The 18,461-nt window shown below is 71.2% G+C and carries 12 protein-coding genes; all 12 read right to left on the bottom strand.

Annotated features, from left to right (window positions below; translation table 11 throughout):
- Nucleotides 1-159: 159 nt before the first annotated feature.
- Nucleotides 160-4,320, bottom strand: a complete 4,161-nt coding sequence (locus ACZ4Z5_RS23050; RefSeq protein ID WP_468265648.1) for an Rne/Rng family ribonuclease — start codon at nt 4,318-4,320, stop codon at nt 160-162.
- 229 nt (nt 4,321-4,549) lie between these two features.
- Complete coding sequence (locus ACZ4Z5_RS23045) at nt 4,550-5,329, bottom strand: TIGR03936 family radical SAM-associated protein (protein WP_468265646.1); 780 nt, start codon at nt 5,327-5,329, stop codon at nt 4,550-4,552.
- A gap of 366 nt (nt 5,330-5,695) precedes the next feature.
- A complete protein-coding gene (locus ACZ4Z5_RS23040; protein WP_468265644.1) occupies nt 5,696-7,621 on the bottom strand; it encodes a TIGR03960 family B12-binding radical SAM protein in 1,926 nt (641 codons plus the stop codon).
- Nucleotides 7,622-7,791: 170 nt separating this feature from the next.
- A complete protein-coding gene (locus ACZ4Z5_RS23035) occupies nt 7,792-9,348 on the bottom strand; it encodes a CYTH and CHAD domain-containing protein (protein ID WP_468265642.1) in 1,557 nt (518 codons plus the stop codon).
- Between the two features lie 44 nt (nt 9,349-9,392).
- A complete protein-coding gene (gene rodA, locus ACZ4Z5_RS23030) occupies nt 9,393-10,592 on the bottom strand; it encodes a rod shape-determining protein RodA (RefSeq protein WP_468265640.1) in 1,200 nt (399 codons plus the stop codon).
- A 3-nt stretch (nt 10,593-10,595) separates the two neighbouring features.
- Entirely contained in the window at nt 10,596-12,842 is a 2,247-nt protein-coding gene (gene mrdA, locus ACZ4Z5_RS23025) for a penicillin-binding protein 2 (RefSeq protein ID WP_468265638.1), read from the bottom strand.
- Nucleotides 12,843-12,929: 87 nt separating this feature from the next.
- Nucleotides 12,930-13,595, bottom strand: coding sequence for a rod shape-determining protein MreD (mreD, locus tag ACZ4Z5_RS23020; protein ID WP_468265636.1), 666 nt, complete (start codon nt 13,593-13,595; stop codon nt 12,930-12,932).
- A 12-nt stretch (nt 13,596-13,607) separates the two neighbouring features.
- Nucleotides 13,608-14,582 carry a rod shape-determining protein MreC gene (mreC, locus tag ACZ4Z5_RS23015; RefSeq protein WP_468265634.1) on the bottom strand — a complete coding sequence of 325 codons (975 nt, stop codon included), beginning with the start codon at nt 14,580-14,582 and terminating at the stop codon, nt 13,608-13,610.
- A 106-nt stretch (nt 14,583-14,688) separates the two neighbouring features.
- A complete protein-coding gene (locus ACZ4Z5_RS23010) occupies nt 14,689-15,708 on the bottom strand; it encodes a rod shape-determining protein (RefSeq protein ID WP_468265670.1) in 1,020 nt (339 codons plus the stop codon).
- A gap of 280 nt (nt 15,709-15,988) precedes the next feature.
- Nucleotides 15,989-16,399 carry a nucleoside-diphosphate kinase gene (ndk, locus tag ACZ4Z5_RS23005; protein WP_468265632.1) on the bottom strand — a complete coding sequence of 137 codons (411 nt, stop codon included), beginning with the start codon at nt 16,397-16,399 and terminating at the stop codon, nt 15,989-15,991.
- 130 nt (nt 16,400-16,529) lie between these two features.
- Nucleotides 16,530-16,868: a DUF4233 domain-containing protein gene (locus tag ACZ4Z5_RS23000; RefSeq protein ID WP_468265630.1), complete on the bottom strand. Its 339-nt coding sequence runs from the start codon at nt 16,866-16,868 to the stop codon at nt 16,530-16,532.
- Between the two features lie 5 nt (nt 16,869-16,873).
- The gene (gene folC / locus ACZ4Z5_RS22995; RefSeq protein ID WP_468265628.1) at nt 16,874-18,388 is read right to left on the bottom strand and encodes a bifunctional tetrahydrofolate synthase/dihydrofolate synthase; all 1,515 of its coding nucleotides are present in this window, start codon (nt 18,386-18,388) and stop codon (nt 16,874-16,876) included.
- Nucleotides 18,389-18,461 lie beyond the last annotated feature (73 nt).

Genomic DNA, 18,461 nt, shown 5'->3' with positions numbered 1-18,461 from the left:
TGATGTGGTCGAACTCCGACTCGAGGGCCCGGTCATCCAGCACGATGCCGGCCCGGACGTGTTCCGGGATCATCCCCCCCCCCCCCCCCCCCACCACCCCCCCCCCCCCCCCACCCCCCCCCCCCCCCCCCCCGGGCCCGGTTGTGATGCGTGTCGCGATCAGCCCTCGGCGGACGCCGTGACGGACGGAACACTCTGCTCCGCCGCCGCGGTCTTCTTCGAGGCCTTCTTCGCCGTCGCCTTCTTCGCGGCGGTCTTCTTGGCCGTCGTCTTCTTGACGGCCGCCTTCTTCGCCGTGGCCTTCTTGGCGGTCTTGCGAGCCACCTTCTTGGCCGTGGCGGCCGGCTCGGCGCCCTCCTCGGCCACGACGGCCTCGGACGCCGGCTCCGTCACCGCGGCCCCGGTCTCCGCCGCCGGGGAGGAGGCGACCACGATGACCGCACCCTCCCCCGCGTCCACCGGAGCACCGGCCGGAGCGGTGACCTTGCGGGTCACCCGGCGACGGGCCCGCGGCGCGGCCACCGGCGCGGCGGCCTCGGCCGGCTCGGACACGGCCGCGGGCTCGGACACCTCGACGGCGGCCGGCTCCGGAGCGGGCTCCACGGCCGGGGCCACCGGCTCGGCGGTGACGACCGCGGCCTCCGCGGGGCTGCCGACCGGGGACGCGGCCTTCCGGGTGGCCCGGCGACGGGTCCGGCCCTTCGGCACCTCCTGCTCGGCGACCACATCGGCGACCTCGGGCGCGACGACGGCCGGAGCCGCCTCCAACTCGACGATGGTCGGAGCGATCTCGGCGAGGCCGGGCTGCTCCTGCGGCTCGGCCGCCGCGTGCCCCACGGCCCGCGGAGCACCCGCGGGAGCCGACGCCCGGCGCGAGGCACGGCGGCGCCCACGACCGCGTACGGCCGCCTCGGCCTCGGCCACGCTGCTGTACAGCTCCTCGTCCGGCTCGAAGGCCGGCGCGGGCAGCGCGACCGGCGCAGCGGCCTCCGCCGCCACCTCGGCCTCGGTCTCCGCCGCGGCCTCGGTCTCCGCCACAGCCTCCGCCGGTGCCTCCACGGCCTCGTGCTCGAGCTCGTGGACGTGCTCGGCGCCGCCGCGGCCGCGCTTCCGCGCCCGCTTGCCGCCGCCACCGCCGACGACGGTGGGCTGCTCCATGTGCACGATGACACCACGGCCGTTGCAGTGGACACAGGTCTCGGAGAACGACTCCAGCAGCCCCTGCCCGACCCGCTTCCGGGTCATCTGGACCAGACCCAGCGAGGTGACCTCGGCCACCTGGTGCTTCGTACGGTCCCGGCCCAGGCACTCCAGCAGACGCCGCAGCACCAGGTCCCGGTTGGACTCCAGCACCATGTCGATGAAGTCGATGACGACGATGCCGCCCAGGTCGCGCAGCCGCAGCTGGCGCACGATCTCCTCGGCCGCCTCCAGGTTGTTCCGGGTGACGGTCTCCTCGAGGTTGCCGCCCTGGCCGGTGAACTTGCCGGTGTTGACGTCGACCACGACCATGGCCTCGGTCTTGTCGATCACCAGCGAACCACCGGACGGCAGCCAGACCTTGCGGTCCAGCGCCTTCATCAGCTGCTCGTCGATCCGGTACGTAGCGAAGACGTCCACCTCGGACGTCCAGCGCTGGAGCCGGTCGGCCAGATCCGGGGCGACGTGCGAGACGTAGCCGTGGATGGTCTCCCACGCCTCGCCACCGCTGACGATGACCTTCGAGAAGTCCTCGTTGAAGATGTCGCGGACGACCCGGACGGTCATGTCCGGCTCACCGTAGAGAAGGGTCGGAGCGTTGCCGCTCTTCGCCTTCTTCCGGATCTCCTCCCACTGCGCCTGCAGACGCTCGACGTCACGGCGCAGCTCGTCCTCGCTCGCGCCCTCGGCCGCGGTGCGCACGATGACACCCGCGTCCTCGGGGACGATCTTCTTGAGGATGGTCTTCAGACGTGCGCGCTCGGTGTCGGGCAGCTTGCGGCTGATACCCGTCATCGAGCCCTCGGGCACATAGACGAGGTAGCGGCCGGGCAGCGAGACCTGGCTCGTCAGACGCGCGCCCTTGTGGCCGATCGGGTCCTTCGTCACCTGGACGAGGACCGACTGGCCGGACTTCAGCGCGGCCTCGATACGGCGCGGGCCGTTGGCGAGACCCAGCGCCTCGAAGTTCACCTCACCGGCGTACAGGACGGCGTTGCGGCCCTTGCCGATGTCGACGAACGCGGCCTCCATCGACGGCAGGACGTTCTGCACCTTGCCCAGGTACACATTGCCGACGTACGAGGTCGACTGCTCCTTGTTGACGTAGTGCTCGACGAGCACGTTGTCCTCGAGGACGCCGATCTGGGTGCGGTCGGCGTTCTGGCGGACCACCATGACGCGCTCGACGGCCTCACGGCGTGCCAGGAACTCCGCCTCGGTGATGATCGGCACCCGGCGGCGGCCCTGCTCGCGCCCCTCGCGGCGGCGCTGCTTCTTCGCCTCCAGACGGGTCGAGCCCTTGATGGACTGCACCTCGTCGGACGGCTCGGCCTTCGGGCGCGGCTCCCGGATCTTGACGACCGTGCGCTCCGGCTCGTCGGCGCCCGGTTCGAGGTCGCCGGTTTCGCCGCTGCGGCGGCGGCGGCGACGACGGCGACGGCTGCTGCTGGAGCCGGCGCCCTCGGCCTCGTGCGCCTCCTCGGGCTCCTCTTCCTCGCCGGCCTCCTCGGCCTCCTCCTCGGCCTCCTCCTCGGCCTGCCCCTCGGCGGACTCCTCGAGCTCCGCGGGCTCGCCGCGGCGACGGCGGCGGCCACCACGGCGACGACGGCGGGACGGGCGGTCCTCGAACTCGTCCGCCTCCTCTTCCTCGGCCTCCTCGGCCTGCTCCTCCTCCAGGGGCTCCTCCGCCGCCTCGAAGGTCTCCAGCGGAGCGGACTCGGCGCGACGGCGACGACGGCGACGGCCTCCGGCCGACGGCTCGGCGGGCTCCTCCTCCGGCGCGGCCTCGGCGGCTTCGGCGGCCTCCGCTGCCGCCGCCGCGGCGGCGGCAGCGGTCTCCGGGGTCTGGAACACCGGCTCGGCGAAGACGGGTGCCTGGAAGACGGCGACGGCCGGGCGGGCGGCACGACGGCGGGAGGGCGCCTCGGGCTCCTCCTCGGCCTGCGGCGCGGCGGCCGTCACGGCCTCCGCGGTGAACTGCGGCACACCGACCGGGGAGCCGGCCCGGCGGCGTCCGCGGCGCGGTGCCTCCTCGGCCAGCTCGGCGGCCACGGCCTGCGGCAGGGTCTCGCCCTCCTCCGCGGGCTCCTCGTACGCCTCCGCGGCGGCCTGCGGCGCGGCCGCGGCACGGGTGGCACGACGGCGGGTGCGACGGGCGGGCGCGGCAGGCACCTCGGCCTCGACGGGCTCGGCGGCGGCAACCGGCTCGGCCGGCTCCTCGATGGCGCCCGGCTCGGCGACCTCGGCCGACGGCTCGGCGGCAGCGGTGGGCCCGGCCTGCGGAGCACCGGCGGGCGCGGTGGCACGACGGCGGGTACGGCGGGCGGGCGCCTCGGCCTCGACGGGCTCGGCGGCTGCGGCCGGCTCGGCCGGCTGCGCGGCAGCAGGCTCCACGACGGCCGGGGCCACGGTCACGGCGGCTTCGGGTGCCGTCTCGGCAGGGGCGGACGTCTTGCGGGCGGTGCGGCGGCGCGTACGAGCGGGCGCCGCGGCCTCCGGCCGCTCCTCGGCGGTCAACGCGGCAGGAGCGGCCTCAGCCGCCTCCTCAGTCTCCGGAGCAGCAGCAGGAGCAGCAGCCGGAGCAGCCGTCTTACGAGTCGCACGACGACGCGTACGAGCAGGCGCCGCGGCCTCGTCCGCCACGGCCGCCGTCGCCGGGGCGGCCTCGGCCACCTCTGCGGCCTCCGGCGCACCGGCGGGAGCAGTCGCCTTGCGGGTCGCGCGACGGCGCGTACGAGCGGGCGCGGCAACCTCCGTCTCCTCCTCGACGGCGGCTGCGGGTACGGCAGCCGCGGCGGGAGCGGCCTCCACCGATTCCGCGGCCTCCGGCACAGCTGCCGGGGCCGTCGCCTTGCGCGTCGCACGACGACGCGTGCGGGCAGGAGCGGCGGCGGCCTCCTGCTGCGCCGGCTGCTCGACCGGCGCGACGACGACCTCGGACGGTCCCTCGTCCACGGCCGCGACGGCCGGTGTCACCACCTCGACGGTCTCCACCGCGGCCGGCGGCCCCGCCGGCCGGGAGGCGGCACGGCGTCGGCGGCGGGCCGGCAGAGTGTCGCTGGGAGTGCTGTTCTCTTCGTTGTGGACCCCGGCAACGCCGGGTTCGTTCGGCTCACGCATGCGGGCGTATCTCCCGTCACGCTCCCGGGCGCCGCGCCTCGGTCCGGTCCGGCCTGCCGCGTGATGTCCGCGACCCGGCCGTCCGGGGCACGTGCGCCGCACGGGAGCTGAATGTCTGGCTCGCCGGTTCCGTACGCGATGTACGCACGGCCTGGCGAAAGTCTCCTGTCAGTGCGCTGCCCGACCCAGGTGGCTTCCGAGTACCAGGGCTGCGCTGCGACGACCGTCCTTACGCGGCAGGACCTTCCGGCGCCGTCGCAGTGGCGGACCCGGCGGCCGTGGGTGGAGCGGCCGGGGCAGCCTCGCGGTCGGGCGCGAGCGGGTCGGTCACCGTGCCGGACTCCTCGTCGAAGAGCCCCTGCGCCAGCCTGGTCACCGCTGCGGGGACCGGCGGCGCCAGGTCGGCCACAGCTCGGAGACCGGACAGGACGTCGTCGGGTCGTACGGCAGGTGTCACGTGCCGAACAACCAGCCGCAGTATCGCACAGGGCCCGTCCCCGGGCCTATCAGCCGCCGGATCAAGTGCTCGGATGTCCACGACGGCACCACGTGCGTCGAACGCGCGGATGCCGTTCTTGGTGCGGCGCCGGACCTCCACGGTGTCGGCGGCGACGAAGGCGGCGACGGCCCGCTCGGCCTCCGCCACGTCCACTCCGTCGAGCCGGAGCTCCCACACGGAGGCGGTCAGCCGGTCGGCGAGTCCCGACGTGCGGGCCTCGACGGCTTCGGTGATGTCGAGGCCGTCGGGCAGCGACTCGTCGAGCAGCTTGCGCAGCATCTCGGGGTCACGCTGTTCGGTGAGGGCGATCTCCAGGTACTCGGCCTCGCTGCCCGTGCCGGTGGGTGCGGCATTGGCATACGACACCTTCGGGTGCGGGGTGAAGCCCGCCGAGTACGCCATGGGCACCTCGGCGCGCCGCAGCGCACGCTCGAAAGCACGCTGGAAGTCGCGGTGGCTGGTGAACCGGAGGCGTCCGCGCTTGGTGTAGCGCAGTCGGATGCGCTGCACCGCCGGTGCGGGCGGCGGGCCTTCGGGCTGTCGCTTGCCCAGTGGTTCTTCTCCTCGGTGCGGGGCGGGCGCGGTGGCGCGCCGCCCTCGGGCGTGCAGATGACCCGACGGCTGCGGCGTCCGGTCCGGCTCATCCCTGCTTCCTGAAGGAGATCTCGGACACCGGTGCCGCGCCGGGTCGGGCTGTGTCTTCGTACCAACCAGACTACGCGCCCGACGGCCGCCCGGTTCCCGTGCCCCGGACGGACCGGGCGGCCGGCCAGGCCGCCGCCCGGCCCGCCGGGCGTCCTGGTGGGGGCGGGGCGCGGTGAAGGCCCTGCCCGGGAATCCCGGACAGGGCCTTCACCTGTGCGTTTCCGTGCCGGCCTACTTCACGACCGTGAGCGGGAGCAGCTTCTTGCCGGTGGGGCCGATCTGTATGGCCGTGTCCATCTGAGGACAGACACCACAGTCGAAGCACGGCGTCCAGCGGCAGTCCTCGACCTCGGTCTCGTCGAGTGCGTCCTGCCAGTCCTCCCAGAGCCACTCCTTGTCGAGGCCGGAGTCCAGGTGGTCCCAGGGGAGGACTTCCTCGTAGGTGCGCTCGCGGGTGGTGTACCAGTCGACGTCCACGCCGTACTCGGGCAGTGTCTTCCCGGCGCAGTCCATCCACCGGTCGTACGAGAAGTGCTCGCGCCAGCCGTCGAAGCGGCCGCCGTCCTCGTACACGGCGCGGATGACCGAGCCGATCCGGCGGTCACCGCGGGAGAGCAGGCCCTCGACGATGCCGGGCTTGCCGTCGTGGTAGCGGAAGCCGATGGAGCGGCCGTACTTCTTGTCGCCGCGGATCTTGTCGCGCAGCTTCTCCAGGCGGGCGTCGGTCTCCTCGGCGGAGAGCTGGGGCGCCCACTGGAACGGGGTGTGCGGCTTGGGCACGAATCCGCCGATCGACACCGTGCAGCGGATGTCGTTCGAGCGGGAGACCTCGCGGCCCTTGGCGATGACGTTGACGGCCATGTCGCCGATCTGGAGCACGTCCTCGTCGGTCTCGGTGGGCAGACCGCACATGAAGTACAGCTTCACCTGGCGCCAGCCGTTGCCGTAGGCGGTGGCCACGGTCCGGATGAGGTCCTCCTCCGAGACCATCTTGTTGATGACCTTGCGCATGCGCTCCGAGCCGCCCTCGGGGGCGAACGTCAGACCGGAGCGGCGGCCGTTGCGGGTCAGCTCGTTCGCCAGGTCGACGTTGAAGGCGTCGACGCGGGTGGACGGGAGGGACAGGCCGATCTTGTCCGCCTCGTACCGGTCGGCCAGGCCCTTCGCGATGTCGCCGATCTCGGTGTGGTCCGCGGAGGACAGCGAGAGCAGACCGACCTCCTCGAAGCCGGTCGCCTTCAGACCGCGGTCGACCATCTCGCCGATGCCGGTGATGCTTCGCTCCCGCACGGGGCGCGTGATCATGCCGGCCTGGCAGAAACGGCAGCCGCGGGTGCAGCCGCGGAAGATCTCGACGGACATGCGCTCGTGCACGGTCTCGGCGAGCGGCACGAGCGGCTGCTTCGGGTACGGCCACTCGTCGAGGTCCATGACGGTGTGCTTGGAGACACGCCACGGAACACCGGAGCGGTTCGGCACGACACGCGCGATACGTCCGTCCGGCAGGTACTCGACGTCGTAGAAGCCGGGGATGTACACCGCGCCCGTCTTCGCCATGCGGAACAGCAGTTCCTCACGGCCTCCCGGCCTGCCCTCGGCCTTCCAGGCGCGGATGATCTCGGTGATCTCCAGGACGGCCTGCTCGCCGTCGCCGATCACCGCGGCGTCGATGAAGTCCGCGATCGGCTCCGGGTTGAAGGCCGCGTGGCCGCCGGCGAGGACGACCGGGTCGTCGAGCGTGCGGTCCTTGGCCTCCAGTGGAATGCCGGCGAGGTCGAGGGCCGTCAGCATGTTCGTGTAGCCGAGCTCGGTGGAGAAGCTCAGTCCGAGGACGTCGAAGGCCTTGACCGGGCGGTGGCCGTCGACCGTGAACTGCGGGACGCCATGCTCGCGCATCAGCTCCTCGAGGTCCGGCCACACGCTGTACGTGCGCTCGGCGAGGACGCCCTCGCGCTCGTTCAGTACCTCGTAGAGGATCATGACGCCCTGGTTGGGCAGACCGACCTCGTACGCGTCCGGGTACATGAGCGCCCACCGGACGTCGCATTCGTCCCAGGCCTTGACGGTGGAGTTCAGCTCACCGCCGACGTACTGGATGGGCTTCTGCACATGCGGGAGCAGCGCTTCGAGCTGTGGGAAGACCGACTCGGCAGACATCTCGGAACTTTCGTGAGCCGACAGGGATGACCATCAAGCGTAACCTGCCCGCGGGGGATCCCGTGCCGCCCTTGATCGTCCCCGTCGGCGCCGGTCGGCGGCGGTGTCCGGTAGCCGGCCGACACGGTCCGCCCACTGTGCGGCATGCACGCCGTCCGTACCGTCGGCGGTCAGCCGCCCAGCGCCGCCCGCAGTTTCGCCTTCGACGCCTTGCGCCACACGTCCGGCAGCTCCCGCTCGCGGTCCGTGGCGGAGCTCTCCTCCCTGGCGTACAGGAGACCCCAGGTGAAGGAGGGCTCCCCCGCGGTGTTCGCCTGGACGGCGAGGCCGAACAGGGCGTCGCGGGCGACGACGCTGTCCTGGTGGTCGCCGAGGAGTTGCTGCACGGACTTCATGCGCTTGCCGAAGCGCTTGGCGGGTCCGTCGAGCACCGGTACGGCGGCCTCGGCGGCGTACCGGGCGCGTTTGGCGGCCTTGCGGGCCTCGTGCATCGCCACGTCGCGGTCGTGGCCGGGCTCCAGGGCGAGGGCGTTCCCGACGCGGCCCGCCAGCCGGTCGTAGTCCTTCAGGACGGCCTTGGTGAAGACCTTCGCGGCGGGCTTGACCGCGGCCGGGCGCAGCGGCGGGTCCGCGAGCACGGCGTCGAGGGCGTCGAGGAGGGCGACGTAGCGTTCGCTGTCGAGGACGGCGAGGGAGTGGCTGCGGGTCTCGCCCTCGCCCCGGGCCTTCCAGGCCTGGAACCGCGCGCGGACGGGGCCGAGCAGCAAGGTGTCGGGGATCTCGGAGAGCAGGTTGTCGAGCCGTTCCACGAGGACTTCGTGGTCCCGGTCGAGGCCCAGTTCGCCGGCCAGCCATTTCAGTTCGTCGCCGACCGGGTCGGTGACGGTGCGGTCGAGGACGGTGCGGAAGGACTGGAAGGCGCTGCGGATCCTGCGGGTGGCGACGCGCATCTGGTGCACGGAGTCGGGGACGTCGCGGCGGACGCCGGGGTCGTGGGTGAGCAGGGCGTCGCGCTGTTCGCGCAGGTGGCGCAGGACGTGGTCGCCCGCGGAGCCGGGGCGGACGAGCGGCCGGGCCGCGACCGGGGGTTCTCCTCCGGCGGCTTCCGCGGCGGCCCGCCCCTCGGCGGGCGAGGTCGCGGTGAGGGCGTGTTCGAGTTTCGACGCGGAGGCGGCGGGGCGCAGGCCGGCCTTGCGGAGCCGTTTCTCGACCTTGTCGAGGAAGGCGGGGTCGCCGTCGTCGGCGAGTTCGACCTCGACCTCGGTCCAGGATGCGGTGCGCTCGCCGTCGGTCATCCGTTCGGCGGTGACGGTGTCGAGGCTGACTTCGGCGAGCAGTTCGCCCTTGTCGTCGACGAGGTGCCGTACGTCCCGGGAGGACTTCAGCCGGACGACGGGTACCAGACCGGTGCCGCGCAGCCGGGAGAGCAGCAGGGCGGTGAGGGGTTCGGCGACGGTGTCGGAGAGCGGGGCGCGGATCTCGTCGCGCACGCCCGGTGCGACGGGCAGTTTGAGGTGCCAGCCGGCGTCGCTGCCGCCGGTTCTGCGCCGCAGGGTGATGCCGTCGGCGGCCAGCCGCAGGTCGGGGGTGTCGTAGTAGACGGCATCGAGTTCGGCGACGCCGCGGTCACGGACCTCGGCGACCCCGGCCACCCGGGTGAGGTCGGGCAGCCGGGTGTCGGGGCTGGCTTCGTACTTCCGCTCGATTTCGCGCTTGGTCTCCGCCATGAACCGAATCTAGTCCGGTGCGGGCCCGGATGGCAGTGCGCCGCTCAGGCGCTTATCGGTCGTTGCACCCGGATCGACTGGAGGAGGCCGACGGCGACCCAGACCGCGAACATCGAGGAGCCTCCGTAGGAGACGAACGGCAGCGGAAGGCCGGCCACGGGCATGATGCCGAGGGTCATGCCGATGTTCTCGAAGGACTGGAAGGCGAACCAGGCGATGATCCCGGCGGCGACGATCGTGCCGTAGAGCTCGGTGGTCTCGCGGGCGATGCGGCAGGCCCGCCAGAGCACGACGCCGAGCAGGAAGAGGATGAATCCGGCTCCGACGAAGCCCAGTTCCTCGCCGGCCACGGTGAAGACGAAGTCCGTCTGCTGCTCGGGGACGAACTGGCCGGTGGTCTGGGATCCCTTGAACAGTCCGGTGCCGAGGAGCCCGCCGCCGCCGATGGCGATGCGCGCCTGGTTGGTGTTGTAGCCGACGCCCGCGGGGTCGAGCTCGGGGTTGGCGAACGCGGCGAAGCGGTTGATCTGGTACTCGTCGAGCAGCCCGAGGGTGGCGACGAGGACCGCGCCGACGACGCCTGCGCCGATGAGGCCGAGGACCCATCGGTTGGAGGCGCCGGAGGCGAGGAGGACACCGAGCACGATCACGGCGATGACCATGACGGAGCCGAGGTCGGGCATCAGCATGATGATGCCGACGGGGGCGACCACCAGGCCGAGTGCCTTGACCACGGTCCGGTGGTCGGGATGGATCTGGTCCCCTGCGTCGACTTGGGCGGCGAGCACCATCGCCATGCCGAGAATGATCGTGATCTTGGTGAACTCGGAAGGCTGGAGCGAGAAGCCGCCGCCGATCACGATCCAGGCGTGGGCGCCGTTGATGGTCGCGCCGAGCGGTGTGAGGACCGCGAGGACGAGCAGGACGGACAGCCCGTAGAGGACGGGGACCGCGCCGCGCAGGGTGCGGTGCCCCAGCCAGATGGTGCCGACCATCAGGGCGAACCCGATGCCGGTGTTGAGGAGATGACGGAGCAGGAAGTAGTACGGGTCGCCCTGGTTGAGCGCGGTGCGGTTCCGGGTCGCGGACCACACCAGCAGGGAACCGATGAGGGACAGTGCCGTCGCCGACAGAAGCATGGGCCAGTCGATCCGGCGCACTATCGAGTCACGGGCGGTGAGCCTCGCCCATGCGCCGCGCTCGGGCCCGTAGCGCTGGACGGTGAAGCCGTGGGTGCCGGACATGGCTCAGTCCCTCCAGGTGGACGGCGGCCCGGCGAGGGTGTCGTCGTCGGGATCCCGGGCGGGTGTCCGGGTGGGGTCGGGCGGGGTGCTGCCCTGCCGGTCGTCCGGCGCGTCCGCGTCGTCCTTGGCGACCTTCTGCGAGTCGGGGTCGTACGGCTTGATCGTCGGGGCGTCGATGGAGCCGTCCGGCTGGATCCTGGGCAGCGACTTCTGCGGTTGGGGCAGCAACGCCTCCTTGAGGTCCTGGTTGCCTTCCTCGTCCAGGCCGTAGAGCGCGTTGTAGATCTTCCGGACGGCGGGACCCGAGGCGCCGGAGCCGGTGCCGCCCTGGGAGATCGTCATGACGATCGCGTAGTCCTTGGTGTACGTGGCGAACCACGAGGTCGTCTGCTTGCCGTAGACCTCCGCGGTGCCGGTCTTGGCGTGCATCGGGATCTTGTCCTGCGGCCAGCCGCCGAACCGCCAGGCGGCGGTTCCGCGGGTCGCGACTCCCGCGAGGGCCTCGTTTATCATCGCGTGCGTCTGCTTGTTGATCGGCAGCTTGCCGTGCGAGCGGGGCTTGATCTCGCGGATGTGCTTGCCGTCCGGGCTGATGATCGCCTTGCCGACGGTGGGGTTGTACATAGTGCCGCCGTTGCTGATCGCGGCGTAGATCGTGGCCATCTGGATCGGGGTGACGAGGGTGTCGCCCTGGCCGATGGAGTAGTTGACGGAGTCACCGGCGCGCATCAGGTTGCCTTCGAGGCAGTTCTCGTAGGCGATCCGCTCGACGTAGTCGCCGTTCTTCTTGCCCTGCTTGCACCAGCCGTCCTTGTTGGCCGCCCAGAAGCGCTGCTTCCACTGGCGGTCGGGGACGCGGCCGGTGACCTCGTTGGGCAGGTCGATCCCGGTCTCCGCACCGAGACCGAACTGGTGAGCGGTCTTGTAGAACCAGTCGGCGGGGTTCTTCTTGGGCTTGATGCCGCCGTCCTTCAGCCACTGCTGGTGGGACAGGCCGTAGAAGACGGTGTCGCAGGAGACCTCGAGCGCCCGGCCCAGGGTGATGGAACCGTGGCCCTGGGACTCGAAGTTCTTGAAGACCTGGCCGCCGACGGAGTACGAGCTGGGGCAGGGGTAGGTGCCCTTGAAGCTGTATCCGGCGTTGACGGCCGCCGCGGTCGAGACGACCTTGAAGACCGAGCCCGGGGCGGCCTGACCCTGGATGGCCCGGTTCAGCAGCGGATAGTTGGAGTCCTTGCCGGTGAGCGCGGCGTAGTCCTTCGCGGAGATGCCGCCGACCCAGGCGTTGGGGTCGTAGTCGGGCAGGGACGCCATGGCGACGAGGCGGCCGGTCCTGGCCTCCATCACCACGACGGCGCCCGCGTCGGCCTTGTAGTTCCTGTTGGTGTTCCGGTCGTGCTGCTTGCGGGCCTCGACCATCGCCGCGTTGAGTTCGTACTCGGCGACGGCCTGGACCCGGGCGTCGATGGACGTGACGACATGCGATCCCGGTTCGGCCTTGTCGGGCTTGGCCTGCCCGATGACCCGTCCGAGGTTGTCGACCTCGTAGCGGGTGATGCCGGCCTTGCCGCGCAGCTCCTTGTCGTAGGTGCGTTCGATACCGGAACGGCCCACCTGGTCCGAACGCAGGTACGGCGACTCGGTGTCCTTCGCCTTCTCGATCTCGGCGTCGGTGACGGGTGACAGATAGCCGAGCACCTGCGAGGTCCTGGCCTTGCCCGGCGCGGTGTAGCGGCGCACCGCGGTCGGTTCCGCGGTGATGCCGGGGAAGTCCTCGGCGCGTTCACGGATCTGCAGGGCCTGCTGGGTGGTGGCCTCGTCGGTGACCGGGATCGGCTGGTACGGCGAGCCGTTCCAGCAGGGCTGCGGGGTCTTGGCGTCGCAGAGCCGGACCTTGTCCATGACGTCCTTCGGCTTCATGCCGAGGACCGCGGCGAGACGCGTGAGGACGGCCTTCCCGTCGTCCTTCATCTTCATCAGGTCGGTACGGGAGGCGGACACCACGAGCCGGGTCTCGTTGTCGGCCAGCGGCACGCCCCGCGCGTCGAGGATCGAGCCGCGCACCGCGGGCTGCACGACCCGTTGGACGTGGTTCCCCGACGCCTCCTTGGCGTACTCCTCGCCGTTGCGGATCTGGAGGTACCAGAGGCGACCGCCCAGGGTGCACAGCATGGAGAGGACCAGCACCTGGACGATGACGAGCCGGATCTGGACCCGTGGGGTCCGTCCCGTCTCGGGAATGTTGCTCATGAGTCCCCCTCCGGGGGTCTGGGGGAGGTCCCCCGGCCTTACGAAGTCCCAGCCGCCGTCACACCGCCCGAGCCGCGGCCCACGCGGTCACAGTCTCTTGACGCCCTTTATGCGGCCCGCGCGCGCGGCCCTGTTGCGTGCCGCCCTGATCCTCAGTCCGCTGCGCTGGCTGCCGATGCGCAGTCCGGTACCGCCGGTGAGCCAGCCGGACGAGACGTCGCTCGCGGCGGCGCGGTCCTCGGCGAGCGGATCGTTCTCGGAGCGCCTGGCGAGGGCCATGATGAACGGCACGGTGAACGGGGCGAGCAGCAGGTCGTACACGGCCGCGCTGAACAGCAGCCCGAGGAGACCGACATGACGGGCCGCGGTGTCGCCGACGAGGGCACCCACCCCCGCGTACAGCAGGGTGGAGCCGAGGGCCGAGGCGACCACCACGGCCATCGGGCCGGTCGCGGAGGTCAGCCGGCCGTTGTCGGGCTTGGCGAGTCCGGCGAGGTAGCCGATCACGCAGAGGACGAGCGCGTACCGGCCGGCGGCGTGGTCGGCGGGCGGGGCGAGGTCGGAGAGCAGGCCGGCGCCGAAGCCGATGAGGGCACCGCCCACATGCCCGTACACCATGGCGAGGCCGACGACGGTGAGCAGCACCAGGTCGGGGACCGCGCCGGGCAGTTGGAGCCGGGAGAGCACGCTGACCTGGACGACCAGGGCGACCACCACCAGCGTGGTGGAGAGCAGGACCCTGTTGAAACGCATCTGGATCAGCTCCTACCGCTGTTCTTCGTTCGGGTCGTTCCGTGCCCGGACGTCCTCGGCCGTGCCGTCCCCGGCATCGCCGGACGGGGTGACCGTGACGGTGACCGTGGGCGTGGGGGTCGGCTTGGGCCGGGCGGGCAGCACGGTGTCCCGGGGGTCCTGGCGCGGGGCCTGGACGACCACCCCGACGATGTCGAGCTTGGAGAAGGCGACGTACGGGCGGACGTAGATGGTGCGCGTGAGGTCGCCGCCCGACGGATCGACACGGACGACCTCTCCGACGGGGACTCCGGGGACGAACGGCCGGTTCGCCTGCGAGCCGAAGGTGACCAGCCGGTCCCCCGCCTTGACCTTGGACTTGCCGTTGAGGAGCTGGACGGAGAGCGGGCGGTCCCCCTGTCCGGTGGCGAAGCCGAGCTCGTCGGTGCGCTCCATCCGGGTGCCGACGGTGAAGTCGGGGTCGTTGGCCAGCAGTACGGTCGCGGTGTCGGGGCCGACGGTGGTGACCCGGCCGACCAGGCCCTCGCCGTTGACGACGGTCATGTCGCGGGCGATGCCGTCCCGGCTGCCGGCGTCGATGGTGACGGTCCAGGAGAAGCCCTGGGCTGCTCCTATGGCGATGACCTCGGCGCCCTTGATGCCGTACTGCCCGGCCGCGGCCTTCTTCAGGAGGGAGTCGAGCTGCCGGACACGGCTGTCGTTGCGGGCGTCGCTGCCCAGCTTCGCCTTCAGCTCGGCGTTCTCGCGTTCCAGCACGGCGATGCGGTCGTGCCGTTCGCCGGAGTCGCGGACCGCGCCGATCGCATTGCCGATCGGGTCGACGGCGGCGGCCACGCCGCTCTCGACCGGGCCGAACACCGCCGCCGCGGCACGGCGTGCGCCGGCGACAGGCGACTCCGATCCCCCGCGGATGTCCACTGTGATCAATGCGAACGCGACCGCGATCAGCAGCACCAGAAGCAGCCGGCTCTCTTTCGTGTCCCTCACGTGCGGCAGCCGTGCCTTCCTCGTCGGACTTCTTGATTCTGTATATCAACGATCGCCGTACGGGACGGTGCTGGGCCCGTACGGCGGATCAGATGGTGCAGAAGGGTTATCTGCGCGGCTGCGCGTCGAGAACCTGCTGGAGCGCCTCGAATTCCTCGACGCACTTACCGGCTCCGAGCGCGACGGAGTCCAGCGGGTCCTCGGCGATGTGGATGGGCATTCCGGTCTCGTGGCGCAGCCGCTCGTCCAGGCCGCGCAGCAGGGCGCCGCCGCCGGTGAGGACGATGCCGCGGTCCATGATGTCGCCGGACAGCTCCGGCGGGCACTTGTCGAGGGTGGTCTTCACGGCGTCGACGATCGCGTTGACCGGCTCCTCGATGGCCTTGCGGACCTCGGCAGCGGAGATCACGACGGTCTTGGGGAGGCCGGAGACCAGGTCACGGCCGCGGATCTCCGAGTGCTCCTCCTCGCCCAGGTCGTACGCCGAGCCGATACCGATCTTGATCTGCTCGGCGCTGCGCTCACCGAGGAGGAGGCTGTACTCCTTCTTGATGTGCTGGATGATCGCGTTGTCCAGCTCGTCGCCGGCCACCCTGATGGACTGTGCGGTGACGATTCCCCCGAGGGAGATCACGGCCACCTCGGTGGTGCCGCCGCCGATGTCGACCACCATGTTGCCGGTGGCCTCGTGGACCGGGAGACCGGCTCCGATCGCGGCCGCCATCGGCTCCTCGATGATGTGCACCTGACGGGCACCGGCCTGGGTGGACGCCTCGATGACCGCCCGGCGCTCGACACCGGTGATCCCGGAGGGCACACAGACCACGATTCGCGGACGGGCCGCCCAGCGACGCTTGTGGATCTTTAGGATGAAATAGCGGAGCATCCGCTCGGTGATCTCGAAGTCGGCGATCACGCCGTCCTTCAGCGGGCGCACGGCCACGATGTTGCCCGGCGTCCGGCCGATCATCTTCTTCGCCTCGGAGCCGACCGCGAGGATGCCACCGGTATTGGTGTTGATGGCGACGACGGACGGCTCATTGAGGACGATCCCCCGGCCCCTGACGTACACCAGCGTGTTGGCGGTCCCGAGGTCGACAGCCATGTCACGGCCGATGAACGACATGTTGTACCCCATGAGGATGCGTGTGGCCTTCCAGTCGAGCGTGAATGCTTGTCAGGTAGGCGAGAGTGGGTGCTGTGGGCCTGAAGGGTTCCCATCGTAGTGCCGCCTGCTCCGACACGCCGCGCGGGTACGCCTCAATACGGGTGACGACGTGTCGGGGCGATGCGTTCCCGGAATCGCCCCCCATATGCCGGGGGGCGACCGAAATTCCTTCGGTCGCCCCTGCTGTGGCGGCTATTGGACTGACGCCGGATCAGAAAAGGACCGGCGCTTCTCGTTGTCAGCCCTGCGGGAAGAAAATCTTCAGCTCGCGCTCGGCGGACTCTTCGGAATCCGAGGCGTGAATCAGATTCTCCCGGACGATCGTGCCGAAGTCACCGCGGATCGATCCGGGAGCAGCGGCGATCGGGTCCGTCGGACCCGCCAGCGCGCGAACGCCCTCGATGACCCGCTCGCCCTCGACGACCATCGCCACCACGGGACCCGAGAGCATGAACTCGACCAGCGGCTCGTAGAACGGACGGCCGACGTGCTCGGCGTAGTGCTGCTCCAGCGTGCCGCGCTCCAGAGTGCGCAGCTCCAGCGCCGTGATCCGCCAGCCGGCCTTGCGCTCGATACGACCGACGACCTCGCCGATCAGGCCACGCCGGACCGCGTCGGGCTTGAGAAGGACGAGAGTGCGCTGAGTCATGATGTGCTTCGGCTCCTTGCAGGCATGTCGTATGCGGTGATGTGAGGCTACAGGGGCCGGGTGACGGTGCCGTACCCGGCCGATCCCGGGCGCCCGAGGGACGCCGTGGTGGCGCCCACGGGTACGGACGTCAGTCCGCCGCAGCGGCGGCGAACCGGGCCTTCGCCTCGTCGACCTTCCGGCCGTAGTGGACCGAGGCCCACCACAGGGCGGCGAACAACGCCCCCATGAAGAACATCAGCGGAACGAAGAAGCCGCTCGCGATCAGCGCGATCTGCAGCGCCCAGCCGATCTGCACCCCGCCCGGACGGGTGATCATGCCGCACAGCAGCAGCGACAGCAGCATCGCGACACCGCACACCGTCCACACGGTGCCGACCGACAGGGACGGGTCCTTCATCGCCACCAGACCGGCGAAGCCGACCACGAGGAACTCCCCGATCAGGGTGGATGCACAGAGCGTACGCACGTCGATCAGCCCTTTCGCAGCAGCAGCCGGGCCTCGCCGACCGTGATCACGGAACCGGTGACGAGCACGCCCGCCCCGGAGTACTCCCCCTCCTCCTCGGCCAGCGTGATCGCGGCCTCCAGAGCGTCGTCCAGCCGCGGCTCGACCTGCACCCGCTCCTCGCCGAACACCTCGACGGCGACCGCCGCCAGGGCGTCCGCGTCCATCGCCCGGTGGCTGGAGTTCTGCGTCACCACGATCTCCGCGAAGACCGGCTCGAACGCCTCCAGCAGACCGCGCACGTCCTTGTCGTCGCTCGCGCCGACCACACCGATCAGCCGCGAGAAGCCGAACGCCTCGCTGATGCCCTCCGCGGCCGCCTGCGCGCCGGCCGGGTTGTGGGCCGCGTCCAGCACCACGGTCGGGCTGCGCCGCACGACCTCCAGACGGCCCGGCGAGACCACCGAGGCGAACGCACGCCGCACCGCTTCCACGTCCAGCGGACGGGCGTGCTGGGAGCCGATGCCGAAGAACGCCTCGACCGCGGCCAGCGCCACCGCCGCGTTGTGCGCCTGGTGCGCCCCGTACAGCGGGAGGAAGATCTCCTGGTACTCGCCGCCGAGTCCGCGCAGCGTCAGCTGCTGTCCGCCGACCGCCACCTCACGGGACACCACGCCGAACTCCATGCCCTCACGGGCCACCGTGGCGTCGGCCTCGACGGCCTTCTTCAGCATCACCTGGGCCGCTTCCACCGGCTGCTGGGCCAGCACGACCGTGGCGCCCTGCTTGATGATCCCGGCCTTCTCCGCGGCGATGTCGGCGGGCGTCCCGCCGAGCCGGTCGGTGTGGTCCAGCGAGATCGGGGTGACGACGGCGACCGACGCGTCGATCACGTTCGTCGCGTCCCAGCTGCCGCCCATGCCGACCTCGACGACCGCCACGTCCACCGGCGCGTCGGCGAAGGCGGCGTACGCCATACCGGTCAGCACCTCGAAGAACGAAAGCCGGAACTGCTCGCCGACGTCGACCATCTCGACGTACGGCTTGATGTCGTTGTAGGTCTCGATGAACCGCTCGGCCGAGATCGGTGCCCCGTCCAGACTGATCCGCTCGGTGATCGACTGCACGTGCGGCGAGGTGTACCGGCCGGTCCGCAGATCGAACGCGCCGAACAGCGCCTCGATCATGCGGGCCGTGCTCGTCTTGCCGTTGGTGCCGGTGATGTGGATCGACGGGTACGAGCGCTGCGGATCCCCCAGCACGTCCATCAGCGCCTTGATCCGGGTGACCGACGGTTCGAGCTTGGTCTCGCCCCACCGCCCGGCCAGCTCCTGCTCGACCTCGCGCAGTGCCCGGTCCACCTCCGGGTCCTCGGGCCGCGCCGGCACGGGGTCCCCATGGGGAGGCCCGGCCTGTGTCCGCAGGGTGCGGCTGCCGGCCTCGATCACCGCCAGATCGGGGTCACGGTTGGTCTCCTCGTCGACGATCTCGTCGAACCGGTCGGCGTCGAAGGGTCCGCTGGACTCGGGCTGCTCACTCACGCAGCCAGTCTACGGAGCGCGGGGGACGCCGAAGCCCCCGGCGGCCGCGAGGTGCGGCTGCGGGGGCTTCGGA

The organism is Streptomyces sp. NPDC030222, from assembly GCF_055573115.1.
This window is presented reverse-complemented; position numbering and strand designations above follow the sequence as displayed.

What these genes read in the sequence shown, in the direction of transcription:
- ACZ4Z5_RS23050 (WP_468265648.1), bottom strand. Translation starts at nt 4,320, where the DNA reads ATGCGTGAGCCGAACGAACCCGGCGTTGCCGGGGTCCACAACGAAGAG.
- ACZ4Z5_RS23040 (WP_468265644.1), bottom strand. Translation starts at nt 7,621, where the DNA reads ATGTCTGCCGAGTCGGTCTTCCCACAGCTCGAAGCGCTGCTCCCGCAT.
- ACZ4Z5_RS23035 (WP_468265642.1), bottom strand. Translation starts at nt 9,348, where the DNA reads ATGGCGGAGACCAAGCGCGAAATCGAGCGGAAGTACGAAGCCAGCCCC.
- rodA (WP_468265640.1), bottom strand. Translation starts at nt 10,592, where the DNA reads ATGTCCGGCACCCACGGCTTCACCGTCCAGCGCTACGGGCCCGAGCGC.
- mrdA (WP_468265638.1), bottom strand. Translation starts at nt 12,842, where the DNA reads ATGAGCAACATTCCCGAGACGGGACGGACCCCACGGGTCCAGATCCGG.
- mreD (WP_468265636.1), bottom strand. Translation starts at nt 13,595, where the DNA reads ATGCGTTTCAACAGGGTCCTGCTCTCCACCACGCTGGTGGTGGTCGCC.
- ACZ4Z5_RS23010 (WP_468265670.1), bottom strand. Translation starts at nt 15,708, where the DNA reads ATGTCGTTCATCGGCCGTGACATGGCTGTCGACCTCGGGACCGCCAAC.
- ndk (WP_468265632.1), bottom strand. Translation starts at nt 16,399, where the DNA reads ATGACTCAGCGCACTCTCGTCCTTCTCAAGCCCGACGCGGTCCGGCGT.